Here is a 15,680-nt window from a genome sequence, read left to right as displayed (position 1 = left end):
AATGTTAGTAACTAAATACCAAAAAATCGTTATAGCTTTGATAGTTTTGACAGGTGTATGCTCAGGCTTTGATATTGGAGTGATATCAGGGACATTACCTGTTATTAAAGAGGAGTTATCTCTTAATCTTACACAACTATCTGAGATAGCTGGTATTGTGTTTTTTGGAGCTTTGCTATCGAAACTAATATCAGGACCATTAATGGATATCTTTAGTAGAAAAAATATTTTGGCTTTTGGGGCATTTCTATTTACAGTATCAATGATTTTGATGATGGTATCTAATACTTATACTACTTTGATGTTATCAAGACTTCTACAGGGGGTGTCAATAGGATTCTTGTTAACAGTAATTCCTGTTTATATTTCTGAAACTAGTGTAGCTAAGTTTAGAGGTAGGGCGATGGCTATATTTCAGCTATCATTAGTTTCTGGAATTTTTTTAGCTAACTTTTTTGCAAGCTTATTTGTGGCTAGTTTTGGTTGGAGACTGATATTTGCCTGTGCTATTCCTTTTTCAATTTTACTTTTCATCATTAGCTTAATAGCACCATTTTCACCATCTTGGTTAATTTTAAAGGGCAGAAATGAACAGGCACTAACTATTAGTGAGCAATTAGCTCTCAAGGTTCAGCACTCATTAACCGAAAAAAATAAAACAGGCTTCGTTGAGTTTATTAAAATTGTTATCAAACAAAAGTACTATTTATCTGTAATACTGATTAGTTTAATGGCGGTTTTAAATGGCTTTGTTGGTATTAATGTCTTTATAAGTTATGGTCCTACTATGTTTGGTCAACTCAGTAGTTGTAGTAATTGTGATGCAACTTATTATGGTACAGCAATGACATTAGTCAATCTTATAGCTACTATATTCGGCTTATTTCTTGTTGATGTTATTGGTCGAAGAAAGCTCATCATTGGTGGGTTATTAATCTCATTTGTATCTATATTTACAATGATATTTTGTATAACAGCTGGATATAACAACTTAGGTCTTCTGATGTTAATTATTGTTGTATTTGGAGGTGCGGTAGGTCCTGGTGTATGTATATGGTTGGTATTATCAGAAGTTCTACCTGTACATATACGCGCTATAGGGATATCTGTAGCTCTTGTTTCAAAAGCATTAATAGAAAGTATGTTTATCTCGAGATTCTTAGATCTTACTCATAATTATGGTTATGCTCCTGTATTATATTTTATGGGAGCTTGCATCGTTGCATTTATAATTATTGTGTATAAGTTCTTGCCAGAAATGACAAATAAAGAGCTTATTTAAGATGTGCCACTAAATCATCAAGCTTATAGCTTGCGATATCTTTTTGTTTCGCATGATGCTCTTCTAATAGAGCGAAGTCCGCATCAGCATAGGCGCATAGATCGCCTTTTTCATTGAAGATATCAACTTTAATCCACACGGTAGTACGACCTTTACGAATGATAGAGGTTTTGAAAATATGTGCTACTTTACTATAGGTTGGTTTTAAGTATTTGATATTTAAGTTGCGAGTCATACAAAATGACTTACTAATACTTAAAACATGCTTGCCAAGAATATCATCACATATAAGTGCGATAATACCACCATGAATAACATTATCCCAACCAACATGATTTGGTAGACATTTGAACTTTGTATACATATGTTCACCAACATGATACAAAGATAACTTTACACCAAGAGGATTCTTGGCTATATCACTAAAGCAGGTGAAATTCCATGGGAAATCAATTGGTTTATAATCATCTAAATTTATCATTTTAGTTTAGCCTACTGGGTAATTAGTTACTTTTTATATTAATGTTAAGAATTATTCGCTACTAACAAGCTTCAATAATACCAGCTGCACCCATACCAGTACCAATACACATCGTAATCATAGCATATTTCTTGCCAGTACGTTGTAATCCATGTAATGCTTTGACAGTTAGTATAGTACCGGTTGCACCGAGTGGATGTCCTAAGGCAATAGCTCCACCACAAGGGTTAACTTTGTTTTTATCAAGTTTTAAATCATTAATCACAGCTAGTGACTGAGCAGCGAAGGCCTCATTTAACTCTATCCAGTCAATATTATCGATATCTAAACCAGTTTGCTTAAGCACTTTTGGTATGGCTTTGATTGGGCCAATACCCATAATGCGCGGATCAACACCAGCTACAGCAAACCCTAGAAACTTACCTAAAGGTTTTAGGTTATGCTCTTTCAGGTATTTTTCACTAACTAAAATTACAGCAGCAGCACCATCTGAAACTTGTGAGCTATTACCAGCAGTTACAGATCCACCATTTGCAAAAGCAGGTTTTAGTTTAGTTAATGCCTCTAGTGAGGTATCTTTTCGAGCGCCTTCATCTTCACTTATAGTTTGCTTGTGATTTATAATTTCACCAGTGGCTTCATCTGGCTTATTGTGATCAACGTCTATAGGTAGTATTTCATCTTTGAAGTAACCATTTTCAATAGCTTTGATTGCTTTTTGATGACTCTCAAGAGCAAAAACATCTTGATCCTGTCGTGATACATTCCAGTCTTTAGCAACCATCTCAGCAGTGATACCCATACCATAAGCTATGGCAACATTTTCATCCTTAGCAAAGATTTCTTTACTAAAAGACATCTTATTACCACCAAAAGGAATCATACTCATACTTTCAACACCCGCGCCGATAGCAACATCAATATTACCTTGAGCAATTTCATTTGCTGCAATGGCAATTGACTGTAATCCAGAGCTACAGTAGCGATTGATTGTAAAAGCAGGGACACTATTAGGTAGTCCAGCCAAAAGAGATGATATTCTTGCGACATTTAAGCCTTGTTCAGCTTCAGGCATCGCACAACCGACAACTATATCCTCTATATCATTAGGGTTAATATTAGCTTCAGTGACAGTTTTTCTAAGCACATCTGCTAATAATTCATCAGGACGTTTTTTTGCAAAACCACCTTTTTTACCTTTTGTAACAGCAGAGCGTTTTGCAGCGACTATATATACGTTTTCACTCATGTCAATTACTCCTTAATTTCTTAGTGGTTTGCCAGTTTCTAGCATATATTTCATTCTAGCTTCTGTTTTCTCAGATATTGCAAGTTCCTTGAAGTTTATTAGCTCTCTTTCGAGTAGCCAATCTTCAGAAACTTCAGTATCTTTTTCTATCTGACCACCACACATAGTATCTGCTAAATCTACTGCAATCTTATAATCATGTTCAGATATTTGATTACCATCACGCATATTTACTAGTAGGGCTTTGATTGTAGCGATACCAGTCTCACCAAATACTGGGACTTTTTGTTTCAAAGGTGGTTGATAACCAGCTAGAGCCATAAGTTGAGCTTTTTTAATTGCTACAAGTAGAATTTCTTTAGTATTCATCACTATTATGTCATCATCACGTAAAAAACCCATTTCTTTTGCTTCATAGGCACTTTTTGCAACTTGAGCAAGAGCAAGGTTTTTATAACGATTTTCAAAGTCTTTCCAGTGATCTTGAGCTTGAGATGCTCTAACAGCCATTTCTTTTGAGCCACCCCAACCAGGTATAATTCCTACAGCGGCTTCAACAAGACCAATATAGCTCTCATACGCAGCAACAGCAGCATCACTATGTAAGATAGTCTCACAGCCGCCACCAAAAGCAAAGCCTTTGACAGCTGCAACAATAGGTATTTTGCTATAGCGTAATTTCTTGCTGATAATTCTATGACCTTTACGGATTACTTCTTCGATAGCAGCTTCGCCATTCATTGCAAATTTGATACCAAATTCTTCTAAGTTGGCACCTACCGAAAATACATCTTGTTCTTGCCAAATAACAATACCATCAAGATTTTCTTCAGCATAGTTGATAGACTCAGATATACCATCTAAAACATCATCACCAATAGCGCACATTTTACTCTTAAATGATAGTATTCCGATATTGCTGTAGTCATCAATTTGCCATAGTTTGACACCATCGTTTTCATACAGTGTTTGTGTCGCTAAAGTGCTAGTATGTTCAACTATGTTATCAGCGAATAGTTGACGTTTATAAACATCTAGGCTATCACGAGATATTAGCGATTTATCCTTAAAGCTAAACTCTTTGTTATTTTGGTATACACCGATATCAAGAGTGTCAACCCAGTTAGGTAGAGTATTTGTTGATAATGCTTTACCAGCTGAAATATCATCTTTTAACCAACTAGCTACTTTATACCAACCTGCTAATTGCCATATCTCGAAAATACCTTGTTTCCAACCAAATCCCCAACGAATTGCTAAATCCATATCTTTAGGGAAATTTGAAATATCTCCAACTAGATGAGCAGCATATAAAAACATTTCTCTAAAAGTTGCCCACAAGAATTGAGCTTGATGATTATCGTTATTACGCAGACCTTCTAATTTTTTGCTCCAATCTCTCTCAGCTAGTATATCTAAGACTTCTTTATCGGCTTTTTTATCAGAAGGGCGATATTCTTTAGTATCTAAGTCAAGTACTTTGATGCCGTCAGATTCTTTGATGTATAAGCCTTTTTTAGTCTTTTGACCAAGTGAACCATTATTGATTAGATTTTGAATCCAGTTAGGTGTGTTGTATAGTTTTTGCCAACCATCTTCGAGATTATCTTTCATAGTTTCAACAACATGAGATAACACATCTAAACCAACCAAATCAGCAGTTCTATAAGTTGCACTTTTTGCTCGCCCTAGTTTTTTACCAGTTAGCTCATCCACAATTTCTAAAGGGATACTCATCTGCTCTGTATAGTAGCAAGTGACTAGCATTGAAAAGACACCTAATCTATTAGCGATAAAATTAGGAGTATCTTTTGCTCGAATTATACTTTTACCAAGTTTTTCAACTAAAAATGTTTCAAGCTTATCGAGGACATCAGTATTAGTATTTGTATGGGGGATTAGCTCAACTAATGGCATGTATCTAGGTGGATTAAAAAAGTGTACACCACAGAAATTAACTTTAAGATTCTCTGGTAATACTTCAGCTAGTCTTGTGATACTTAAGCCAGAAGTGTTCGATGCTAAAATTGCATTTTCTTTGATGTGAGCAGAGATTTTAGAATAAAGACTTTCTTTGATATCTATACGTTCAGCTACTGCTTCTATGATTAAGTCACAATCCGCTAAAAGCTCAAGATTATCCTCATAATTTGCAGGAGTAATATATTTGATAGAATCTTTTGAGCCAAAAGGCGCTGGATTAAGTTTAGTGAGCTTTGCTAGTGAGTCTTCAATAATAGCATTAGCACTGCCTTGTTGGGATTTTAAATCAAATAATACAACAGGGAATCTAGCATTTGCAAAGTGAGCAGCAATTTGTGCTCCCATAGTTCCAGCACCGAGTATAGCAATTTTATCAATAGCTTTACGCTGTGATTTACTTTCTACGGGCTCTAATTTATTTGCTATAGTGCTATTTGAACTATTATTATTTTCTCCAGCTGGAAGATACTCATCACCAAAAACCTTTAGATAACCACGCATAGCATCTTCTTTTGACATGCCTTTAATTGCATCCCAAGCCATCCACTTAGCGCGTTCAACCATTTTTAATGCAGAAGGTTTTTTAGTATTATTATCACCTTCTTTTACTTGTTTATAAAAAGCATAAAGTTTTAGCTTTTGGCTATTATCAGGCTTGAAATCAATAGTTGCATCACGAACAGCTATCAACATTTCTTCAAACTTTTTCTCTAACTCTGTCATATTTTCCTCCCGATGTTGGTTTATACATCGTTTTTAGATTCCGTTATTTAAACGAAATGACATTGGTACATATTATTTTTCGCTATTTTTTTGCCATTCTGGATGAGCATTTTTAGGTCCTAAAGCATAATCATCAAACTCGTCTGTTTGGATTATATTATTAACCTTTGTGAGCATCTCATTAGCAATATCTGCCTCTTGTTGAGAGATTATTTTATTCTCTAAGGCTATTTCAATAGAGTCTTGCCAATTTGCTTTTGGTAGCTTAGCAGTTTTGATAGCATCAATAATTTTTTTCTTAATAGGTTGTGTAGTTAGTGATGCAAGATAAGCATTCTCAACTCTACCAATTGGATCATTATCATCATTTGGTATATAGCACTTGTCTTTCATCCATTGTCTAGTATCACTATTACTCACTAATGATTTACAAATTTGTGCTTCAAGTTTATCAGATGGTCTTCTGAATTTTTTACCATAAGGAAAAACAAAAAGCTTCATCTTAGTAGCAAATATTCTATTTGGGAAGTTTCTAAATAAGTCTAACATCGCTTGTTGAGCTTGGTATAGACAGTGCTGAATACTCCAGTCAACATAGATATCGTCACTTTGAGACTCTCCTGTATCTTTGTAGTGTTTCAATACTGCAACTGCCATATATAGATAACTCATGATATCTCCCAAGCGAGCAGATAATCTCTCTTTACGTTTCAGACCTGCACCTAATACTGTTATTGAAATATCATTGACATAAGAATAAGCAGTACTCATATGTGAGATATAGCGATAGTAACGCTTAAATTTAGAAGGATAGCTAGGAGCAGTGAAACCACCACTTAAACCATACCAAAGAGTACGTGAACCATTTAGAGCCATATATTTGAAATGACCTTTGAAATTGTCTGTAAATTGTTTTTCATCATCACTCATTAGGCTTTCTATTTCATTTCGAATATATGGATGACATTTCATCGCACCTTGACCAAAAATCATCAGATTTCGAGTCATAATGTTGGCACCTTCAACTGTTATGCCAATAGGTGTTGCCATATATGGGATAGCTAGATAGTTATTTGGACCCATAATGATTGCTCGACCACCATGGATATCCATAGCATTGTTGATAGTTGTACGTCCCATCTCAGTTAGATGATATTTAGCAATTGCAGATGATACCGATGGTCGCAAACCACTATCAACAGCAGCAACTGTGAACTGACGAGTAGCATTGGAAATATATGCAAGTCCCGCAGTTTCTGCCAGTTTTTCTTGGACTCCTTCAAATTGAGCAATTGGAACTTTGAACTGTTCACGCACACTCGCATAAGCTGCAGTCATTACAGCTGACATCAGAGTATTAGCTGTACCACATGCTGGTAATGAAATAGCTCTGCCTATAGATAGGCACTCAACTAGCATCCGCCAACCTTCACCAGCCATTTTTTGTCCACCAATTATCCAATCAACTGGGATAAAGACATCTTTAGCTTTTATATAGCCATTCATAAAAGCTTGCCCTAGAGGAAAACCACGTCTACCAATCTCTAAACCTTTGTGATCATATGGTAGTAGGGCGCATGTTATACCCTCATTACCTGTTTCACCGAGTAAGCCATCAGGATCTTGTAGTTGAAAAGCTAAACCAACTAAAGTGGCAATAGGAGCTAATGTAATATAGCGTTTGTTGATATTTCTTAGTTTGATACCTAAAGTTTTTTTGCCATTAAATTCTTCATGGCAGACAACACCATAGTCAGGTAATGAAGTCGCATCAGATCCAGCTGTTGGTCCTGTTAAAGCAAAACATGGTATCTCTTGACCAGAGGCTAATCTTGGTAAATAGTGATCTTTTTGCTCATCTGTACCATAGTGAACTAGAAGCTCACCAGGTCCAAGTGAATTAGGTACCATCACCGTGATTGCTGCAGTGACACTTTTGGTTGCTAGTTTCATAACCACTTCTGAGTGAGCTGCTGCTGAGAAGCCTTTACCGCCATATTCTTTGCTAATAACTAAACCTAAAAAGCCTTTTTCACGGATGTATTTCCAAGCTTCAATACTTAGATCTTTGTCTTGATAATTAATTTTCCAATCATCGATTAGTTTGCATAGTTCAATTGTTTCATTATCTAAAAATGATTTTTCTTCAGCTGTTAGCTCAAATTTTTTTAAACTATGTAGTTTATTAAAGTCAGGTTTACCTTGAAATATATCTTGTTCAAACCAATTGTCACCAGCATTTAGGGCAGTTTGTTCAGTTTGAGAAATACTAGGAGTAGCCTTTTTTGCAATATTATAAATTTTGTTGAACATCTTTAGCTCCTTAAGCAAAAAGCTGTTTAGTTATTTATTTTCATATTTTTTAGCGTATTCTTTTTGTAATGCATTTACATCTATTTTTCCGACAGTATTTTTTGGTAACTCATCTATGAAAATTATTTTTCTAGGTAATTTATAATGAGCTAATTTAGTTTCACAGTATTTAAAAATTTCTTTTTCAGTGAGTTTTTTGTCATTTTTTAGTACAACAAAAGCAACAGGCATTTCACCAGTTTCGTTAGAGTGTCCTTTTATAACCGCTGCATCCTCAATCTCTTCTTTTTCAGTTAATACTAATTCAACTTCTTTAGGAAAAACATTGAAGCCTGAGACGATAATCATGTGTTTAATGCGTCCTGATATTACTAGACGACCTTGCTCATCAAGATAGCCCATATCCCCAGTCTTAAGCCAACCATCATCAGTGAAATGCTCTCTATTAATCTCTGGTAGACTCCAGAATCCAGGCGATTTTTGTGGACCAGTTACCCATATCTCTCCTGTTTCGCCTTGAGAAAGCTCGTTACCTTTATCATCATAAATTTTAATATCAGTATTTGGTAATGGAAATCCAACACTACCACTAAAATCTTCTTCAAGTAACGAGTTTACAGTTACAACAGGCGACATTTCTGATAGACCATATCCTTCTTTAATATTTACACCGGTGATTTTTTTCCATTCGCTAGCTACAGCTTCGGATGTTGACATGCCGCCACTTATTGAGAGCTTGAAATTAGGGAACTTACTTTGTCTAAATTTTTTATTGTTTAATAAAGCGATATAAAGAGTATTTACAGCAAATATGGTTGAGAAATTACTCTCTCTCATCTCATTAACTAAGCTTTTGATATCTTTAGGATTAGGTATCAGTATCTGAAACGCTCCAAAACAATAAAATAGAAACAGATTAGCAGTTAAACTAAATATATGATAAATCGGTAGAGCAGTTAAGACAATTTGCTTACTAAGCTCGATATCAAAACCCTCTGTCCATGCTTTTACTTGATAGATATTTGCTACAATGTTTCTATGTAGAAGTATTGTACCTTTAGGGGTGCCTGTTGTACCACTAGAGTACTGTAAAGCCGCTATATCATCAGGTTTTAATCCAATATTTGTATAGTTTGGAGTGTAGCTAGATCTTAGAGCATCTGTAAATGTATCAAATTTATCTTTTGAGTATTTGTCTTTCATGCCTTTGATATATTTGACTACAAAGGAGATTATTTGTTTTTTTGGAGTAGGATATAAGTCAGCAATATCTGTAACCATTTTATATTTTAGATCGTCACATTCATCAGCTATAGCTTCGACATTATGCGCAAGTCCAGATAATACAATTACGCCTTTAGCTTTTGAATCTTGCAGGATTCCTTTGACCTCTCTACTTGTATAGAGTGGGTTTATATTTACAAAAGCACAACCAAGTTTTACCAAAGCGAAAATAACAATTGGGAACTGTAATAAATTAGGTAGCATAATGGCAATATGCTCACCTTTCTGTAATTTCCATTTGTTTTGGAGATATCCTGCAAATTTGTCTGCGTAGCTGTTAATCTCATCAAAAGTTAGTTTTTCACCATGACAGCTAAGAGCATTTTTATTGCTGAAATCTTTAGTAGCTTTTTCAAGCATATCTTTTAGAGTAATATTAGGAATGTCTATATTTAGAGGAACTTTGTCGGGATAGTTTTTTGTCCATGGTTTAGTCATTTTAACACTCCTATTACTCAATTGAATTTAACTTTAACCCTATCGTACTTAAATCTCCTTCCTTTGATTAATTAGTTTATGAAAATTATTTTTACTTATATTTTCATTATAGTAAATATTGTGCATTATCAGCAAATATTTTTTAATTATCTTATAAATAAGAATTAAAATGTTATAGTAATATCTTTATAACTAGTCCGTTAGGTTTATTTAGATAAGCTTTTATTGTGCCACCATGTGATTCGATTATTTCCTTAGAGATCGTTAGACCTAAGCCACTACCAGGAGTATTCCGAGCTTTATCTTCTCTATAAAAAGGTAAAAATATTTGATGTAAATTTTCTTGCGTAATACCTTTTCCCATATCAGAGATTTGACATATAATTTGCTCATCTATTTTTTTTAGAGAAATTTTGATTCCTATTTTTCCATGTTTGCAGGCATTGTCAATAATATTGTAAATAGCTCTTTTTATACTAGTTAATTTACCTTGATAGTGAATATTTGGAGATATATTTTTTTGGATTTCAATATTGTTATCAGAAAGATCTTCGCACATAGCATCAATCAAGCTAGATAAATCAAAATATACAGGGTGCTCAATGGAGGCAGTACTTTGTGAAAAAAGAGAGACACTATTTATTATAGCTTCCATTTCATCTATATCTTTCATATATAAATCTTGATTTAAATTAAGTATTTCTGTTCGAAGTTTTAATCTTGTCAATGGGGTTTTAAGATCATGAGAAATAGCAGCTAACATTAATGTTCTTTTATTCAGAATCTCTTGCATGTAGTTTTGAAGTTTTTGAATGTTTTGCGATGCCTTAGCTGTTTGTTTAGTTTCATCACTAATAGGTAGTCTTGAGAATAAGTTATGAGTCAGTTGCTCAAGACTTTTATTTAGTATCAAAAAAGGTTTTTCTGTTCGTTTGCTCATAACCTTTATAAAGATTGACATAACAAATAATATCAATACTAGAAGTACAACATATATGCTGGCAAGAACTGAAAAATAAGGTTTGATTTCTAATTTGATATAAAAATAGTGATTATCAGACTTTAGTACAAACGGTTGGAAAAAATCAATCGGGGGAGGGAATGGGTGAGATTTTTTACCAATATAATAAATAGGGTATTTTTTTGCTTGAGTTTCTGAGATCTCAAGTATTTCTGGTTTTATCTCATCTATCTTTTCGAAATGCTTATATAAGCTATTAGTTGACTCATAGTTAGAGTGAAATATTATATTCAGTTGCGGCACAAGTTTTGAAAAAGGTATTTTATATTGAGGTAAGTTTGTTAATTGAAAAAATATAACGCAAAATACTAATAATAAAAATATTACTCCTAAGTAAAGCTGAATCCATTGTTGCTTTAGAAAATTCATTTTAGGTTACTCCTATCAATATTTAATTTATATCCTGTTCCTCGAATAGTTTCTAATATGTTATTATTATTTATTTCTAGCTTTTTTCTAAGTCGACCAATTAAAACATCTATTGTACGATCAAAGGGATCAAAAGACTTATTATCATACAATTGATCTATTAATTGATTGCGTGACAGAATTTGATTTGGGTGTTCTAAAAATATAAGTAATAGGTTATATTCTTTTTTACTTAAAACGATACTAACATTATCTTTTAGAATACATTGGTTATGTTTATCTAGATGTATGTTATCTATTTTTATTAATCGACCATTATTGTTTTTGATGGTGCTTTTAGTAGAATCTTGGCTACGTCTTAAAACTGCTTTTATTCGAGCTAAGAGTTCTCTAGTATTAAAAGGTTTTGTTAAATAGTCATCAGCACCCATTTCTAAACCAAGGATTCTATCTGTATCTTGATCTAATGCACTAATCATAATTATAGGAGTAGTATAGTTGCTACGGATATAACGACAAAGCTCATAACCATCTACTTGAGGTAGCATAATATCTAAAAGTATAATGTCAAAAATAAAGTCTTTTAATAATTGTTTCATACTATTGTGTTCTTTAGCATGATGTACTTCATATTCAAATTTTGTTAAAAAATCTTGTAATAATTTACTAATTTCTAGGTCATCATCAACTATTAAAATTTTATATTTCATTTTCTAAGAAAAATATTTGCTATATGAGGAATATTAACATGAGATTTATATTTAATATCATTCTGTTTCTTATAGATTTGTAACAATTTTGTTACAAAAAACGTATCAAATGTCATCTTTATGTCATAGTCGATAGGTAATCTTTCTTGTATCAGAAGAGATTCTGATTATAAGAAAAAACAAAGGAGTTTGATATGGTTAAGAAAATAATAGTAATGTCTCTTCCATTAATGCTTGCAACATCAGTGTTTGCTTGTCAGCAGAACAATCAAGTAAATGCAAAACCAAGTTGTGAAGAAGTATGTAAGAAATTAACAATGGCACCGGGAGGATACCCACCGCCGCTGCCAATGGATCAATTTAGAGGTCAACCATATGGACCGATGATGGCACCGGGAGGATACCCACCGCCAAGGGATCATTTCAGAGGTCAACCATATGGACCAATGATGGCACCGGGAGGTTACCCGCCGCCGCCACCAATGAATCATTTTAGAGGTCAACCATATGGACCAATGATGGCACCTGGAGGTTACCCGCCACCGCCAATGAATCATTTTAGAGGTCAACCATATGGACCAATGATGGCACCGGGAGGTTATCCACCACCACCAATGAATCATTTCAGAGGTCAACCATATGGACCAATGATGGCGCCGGGAGGTTATCCACCACCGCCAATGGATCATTTCAGAGGTCAACCATATGGACCAATGATGGCACCTGGAGGTTATCCACCGCCACCACCAATGGATCATTTCAGAGGTCAACCATATGGACCGATGATGGCACCGGGAGGTTATCCACCACCACCAATGGATCATTTCAGAGGTCAACCATATGGACCGATGATGGCACCAGGAGGTTATCCACCGCCACCGCCAAAAGATACTAATGAAAATGGAGCTGCACAAAAAAATCAAGCATCACCAGCCGATAATGAAGATGCAGGTTCAACTAAAGACAAATCATGGTGGTAGAAAATTTTAAATCTTTTTTCATTTTCTTTTCAATTCATTTATAATAATGCTTATCAATTAAGTAATAGCGTATTATCATTGTTATGAAGATTTATCATAACCCAAAGTGTTCTAAGTCACGACAAGCTAAGCAAACATTAGATCAAAATAATATAAGCTATGATATTCATTTATATTTAGATGAACCTCTATCAGGGCAAGATTTGCAAGTTTTACTTAAAAAGTTGAATCTTTCTATTAAAGATATTATTCGAACTAAAGAGGATCTTTGGAAGGAGAATTTCAAAGATAAAAAGTTTACAGATAGTCAGCTTATTGAGATAGTTGCTCAAAATCCTAAACTTTTAGAGCGACCAATAATTGAACATAATGATTTTGCAGTAGTAGCAAGGTCAGATGATAAAATTACAGAAATATTAAATACCTACTAGTTTTGTGCTAGTATTTTGAAAGATTAAATTCTATCTATAGGGAGATTTTTATGCATAAAATATTTTACACATTTACTGATGAGGCTCCAGCGCTAGCAACTGGATCTTTTTTACCAATTGTTGAAAGCTTCACTAAAGTTGCAGATATTGAGCTAGAAACAAAAGATATATCACTAGCAGCGCGTATATTAGCTAATTTTAGTGACTATCTTTCAGATGAGCAAAAATGCTCTGATGATTTAGTAATCCTTGGAGAGTTAGCAAAAACTCCAGATGCTAATATTATTAAGCTTCCAAATATTAGTGCATCAATTCCTCAACTTACAGCAGCTATCAAAGAACTTCAATCAAAAGGTTATAAAATCCCTGATTATCCATTTGAGCCAAAAGATGACAAAGAGCAAGAAATTAAATCTCGTTATGCAAAAGTATTAGGTAGTGCAGTAAACCCTGTATTAAGAGAGGGTAACTCAGACCGTAGAGTTGCAGATGCAGTTAAAAAATACGCTGAAAAACATCCACACTCTATGGGTGCATGGACAAAAGATTCTAAATCTCATGTTGCTAGTATGGCGGATAATGATTTTTATGCTAATGAGAAATCTTATATTGTGCCAAAATCAACTAAGGTTAAGATAGTTCATACAGATACCAAAGGTACTCAAACAGTACTTAAAGATAATCTTGCCTTAGAAGAAAAAGAAATCATTGATGCTACTAAGATTTCAATAAAAGCACTAAGAGAGTTCTACAAAACTGAAATTGCTAAAGCTAAAAAGGAAGGTACACTATTATCACTTCATCTAAAAGCTACAATGATGAAGGTTTCTGATCCAATATTATTCGGTCATGCAGTAGAGATTTTCTTTGAAGATATTTTCAAAAAGTATGCTAAAGAATTTAAAGAGCTTGGTGTGAATCCTCGCAATGGTTGGGGTGATGCAGTAGAAAAGATTAAGCAGCTACCCCAAGATGTTCAAGATAAAATCAATGCTGATATTGAGAAAGTGTTTGCCAAGCAACCTGATATTGCGATGGTTAACTCTGATAAAGGCATTACAAACCTAAATGTCCCAAGTGATGTTATTGTAGATGCTTCTATGCCAGCAGCTATTCGCTCATCTGGTCAAATGTGGAACAAAGATGGCAAGCTTCAAGATATGAAGGCTATGATTCCTGATAGATGTTATGCGGGTGTGTATGCTGCTACTATCGATTTCTGTAAAGAAAATGGTGCTTTTGATGTGACTACTATGGGCGATGTTTCTAACGTTGGTCTAATGGCAAAAAAAGCAGAAGAGTACGGTTCTCATGATAAGACATTTGAGATTCAAGCAGATGGTAAAGTTGAAGTTATTGATGCAGAAGGCAATGTTATATTTGAGCATAGTGTTGAGAAAGGCGATATTTGGAGAGCGTGCCAAACTAAAGATATCGCTGTTAAAGACTGGGTTAAACTAGCTGTTAATAGAGCTAGAATTACTCAAAATCCTGCGATTTTCTGGTTAGATTCAAAAAGAGCACATGATAGGAATTTAATTGCTAAAGTTAATGAGTATATGATTTTACATGATACTACTGGCCTAGATATCCAAATTTTGGCTCCGATAGAGGCTACGAAGTATTCTCTAAAGAGAATGAAAGAGAGTAAAAATACAATTTCTGTAACAGGTAATGTTTTGAGAGATTACTTGACAGATTTGTTCCCTATCTTAGAACTTGGTACTTCTGCTAAGATGCTTTCTATAGTGCCTCTTTTAGCTGGTGGTGGATTATTTGAAACTGGAGCAGGTGGTTCTGCACCTAAGCATGTTGAGCAACTTATTGAAGAAAACCATTTAAGATGGGATTCTTTAGGAGAGTTTTTGGCATTAGGTGCCTCATTAGAAGATCTAGCAATCAAAACTAGAGACCCTAAAATCAAGGTATTAGCAGAGGCATTATCTCAAGCAAACCAAGATTTCTTGGATAATGATAAATCTCCTAAGCGTAAAGTAGGTGAGTTAGACACGAGAGGAAGTCATTTCTATTTGGCTTATTATTGGGTCAAAGCTTTGGCTGAGCAAACGGGTAATACTGAAATCAAAACTAAATTTGAACCAATTTATGCTGAGCTAAAAGCTAATGAAGATAAGATTGTTAAAGAACTTAACGATGCTCAAGGCAAAAAAGTAGATCTTGGTGGTTACTACTTTATGGATAGTGATAAGCTAGCAAAAGTAATGAGACCAAGCAAAACTTTAAACTCAATTTTAGCTAAGCTATAACCCTTTATTAAGTCAATTATTTCTTATTCATGCTATAATTCTTTACTAAGAATATGCAATTTTTACCATAAAATTATGAAATTTAAAACGTTATTATCGTTATCAGAACTTTTTTGGAATATTTTTAAAGATATATTAGTTTTATTGTT

The 15,680-nt window shown here is 34.1% G+C and carries 11 protein-coding genes; 4 read left to right on the top strand and 7 right to left on the bottom strand.

Going from position 1 to position 15,680, the window contains the following annotated elements:
- The first annotated feature begins 1 nt into the window (after position 1).
- Positions 2–1,282, top strand: a complete 1,281-nt coding sequence (locus ACKTR7_RS06175) for an MFS transporter (protein WP_407877496.1) — start codon at positions 2–4, stop codon at positions 1,280–1,282.
- On the opposite strand, the gene ACKTR7_RS06170 is transcribed toward ACKTR7_RS06175, so the two are convergent.
- The 7 genes from ACKTR7_RS06170 to ACKTR7_RS06140 all read right to left on the bottom strand — a co-directional run bounded on the left by ACKTR7_RS06170 (position 1,275) and on the right by ACKTR7_RS06140 (position 11,853).
- Positions 1,275–1,763 (bottom strand): PaaI family thioesterase, encoded by a 489-nt coding sequence (locus tag ACKTR7_RS06170; protein ID WP_407877495.1) that lies wholly within the window; start codon positions 1,761–1,763, stop codon positions 1,275–1,277. The genes ACKTR7_RS06175 and ACKTR7_RS06170 overlap by 8 nt on opposite strands.
- A gap of 61 nt (positions 1,764–1,824) precedes the next feature.
- A complete protein-coding gene (locus ACKTR7_RS06165; RefSeq protein ID WP_407877494.1) occupies positions 1,825–3,012 on the bottom strand; it encodes an acetyl-CoA C-acyltransferase in 1,188 nt (395 codons plus the stop codon).
- A 12-nt stretch (positions 3,013–3,024) separates the two neighbouring features.
- Complete coding sequence (locus ACKTR7_RS06160) at positions 3,025–5,718, bottom strand: acyl-CoA-binding protein (RefSeq protein ID WP_407877493.1); 2,694 nt, start codon at positions 5,716–5,718, stop codon at positions 3,025–3,027.
- Positions 5,719–5,790: 72 nt separating this feature from the next.
- Positions 5,791–8,031, bottom strand: a complete 2,241-nt coding sequence (locus ACKTR7_RS06155) for an acyl-CoA dehydrogenase (RefSeq protein ID WP_407877492.1) — start codon at positions 8,029–8,031, stop codon at positions 5,791–5,793.
- Between the two features lie 30 nt (positions 8,032–8,061).
- The gene (locus ACKTR7_RS06150) at positions 8,062–9,753 is read right to left on the bottom strand and encodes a long-chain-fatty-acid--CoA ligase (RefSeq protein WP_407877491.1); all 1,692 of its coding nucleotides are present in this window, start codon (positions 9,751–9,753) and stop codon (positions 8,062–8,064) included.
- Positions 9,754–9,925: 172 nt separating this feature from the next.
- Positions 9,926–11,143, bottom strand: coding sequence for a sensor histidine kinase (locus ACKTR7_RS06145; RefSeq protein WP_407877490.1), 1,218 nt, complete (start codon positions 11,141–11,143; stop codon positions 9,926–9,928).
- A complete protein-coding gene (locus ACKTR7_RS06140; protein WP_407877489.1) occupies positions 11,140–11,853 on the bottom strand; it encodes a response regulator transcription factor in 714 nt (237 codons plus the stop codon). The genes ACKTR7_RS06145 and ACKTR7_RS06140 overlap by 4 nt, the downstream gene beginning before the upstream one ends.
- A 194-nt stretch (positions 11,854–12,047) precedes the next feature.
- Here ACKTR7_RS06140 and ACKTR7_RS06135 point away from each other — a divergent pair, with 194 nt between their 5' ends.
- The 3 genes from ACKTR7_RS06135 to ACKTR7_RS06125 all read left to right on the top strand — a co-directional run bounded on the left by ACKTR7_RS06135 (position 12,048) and on the right by ACKTR7_RS06125 (position 15,531).
- The gene (locus ACKTR7_RS06135) at positions 12,048–12,833 is read left to right on the top strand and encodes a hypothetical protein (RefSeq protein ID WP_407877488.1); all 786 of its coding nucleotides are present in this window, start codon (positions 12,048–12,050) and stop codon (positions 12,831–12,833) included.
- 83 nt (positions 12,834–12,916) lie between these two features.
- Complete coding sequence (locus tag ACKTR7_RS06130; RefSeq protein ID WP_407877487.1) at positions 12,917–13,264, top strand: arsenate reductase family protein; 348 nt, start codon at positions 12,917–12,919, stop codon at positions 13,262–13,264.
- A 50-nt stretch (positions 13,265–13,314) separates the two neighbouring features.
- The gene (locus tag ACKTR7_RS06125) at positions 13,315–15,531 is read left to right on the top strand and encodes an NADP-dependent isocitrate dehydrogenase (RefSeq protein WP_407877486.1); all 2,217 of its coding nucleotides are present in this window, start codon (positions 13,315–13,317) and stop codon (positions 15,529–15,531) included.
- Positions 15,532–15,680: the final 149 nt, after the last annotated feature.

Source organism: Francisella sciaenopsi, from assembly GCF_045862875.1.
In the GTDB taxonomy this organism is placed as follows: domain Bacteria; phylum Pseudomonadota; class Gammaproteobacteria; order Francisellales; family Francisellaceae; genus Francisella; species Francisella sciaenopsi.
This window is presented reverse-complemented; position numbering and strand designations above follow the sequence as displayed.

Bases quoted from the DNA above. Each gene is read 5' to 3' on its own strand.
- ACKTR7_RS06145 (WP_407877490.1), bottom strand. From the start codon at position 11,143: ATGAATTTTCTAAAGCAACAATGGATTCAGCTTTACTTAGGAGTAATA.
- ACKTR7_RS06130 (WP_407877487.1), top strand. From the start codon at position 12,917: ATGAAGATTTATCATAACCCAAAGTGTTCTAAGTCACGACAAGCTAAG.
- ACKTR7_RS06140 (WP_407877489.1), bottom strand. From the start codon at position 11,853: ATGAAATATAAAATTTTAATAGTTGATGATGACCTAGAAATTAGTAAA.
- ACKTR7_RS06125 (WP_407877486.1), top strand. From the start codon at position 13,315: ATGCATAAAATATTTTACACATTTACTGATGAGGCTCCAGCGCTAGCA.
- ACKTR7_RS06160 (WP_407877493.1), bottom strand. From the start codon at position 5,718: ATGACAGAGTTAGAGAAAAAGTTTGAAGAAATGTTGATAGCTGTTCGT.
- ACKTR7_RS06175 (WP_407877496.1), top strand. From the start codon at position 2: ATGTTAGTAACTAAATACCAAAAAATCGTTATAGCTTTGATAGTTTTG.
- ACKTR7_RS06170 (WP_407877495.1), bottom strand. From the start codon at position 1,763: ATGATAAATTTAGATGATTATAAACCAATTGATTTCCCATGGAATTTC.
- ACKTR7_RS06150 (WP_407877491.1), bottom strand. From the start codon at position 9,753: ATGACTAAACCATGGACAAAAAACTATCCCGACAAAGTTCCTCTAAAT.
- ACKTR7_RS06165 (WP_407877494.1), bottom strand. From the start codon at position 3,012: ATGAGTGAAAACGTATATATAGTCGCTGCAAAACGCTCTGCTGTTACA.
- ACKTR7_RS06135 (WP_407877488.1), top strand. From the start codon at position 12,048: ATGGTTAAGAAAATAATAGTAATGTCTCTTCCATTAATGCTTGCAACA.
- ACKTR7_RS06155 (WP_407877492.1), bottom strand. From the start codon at position 8,031: ATGTTCAACAAAATTTATAATATTGCAAAAAAGGCTACTCCTAGTATT.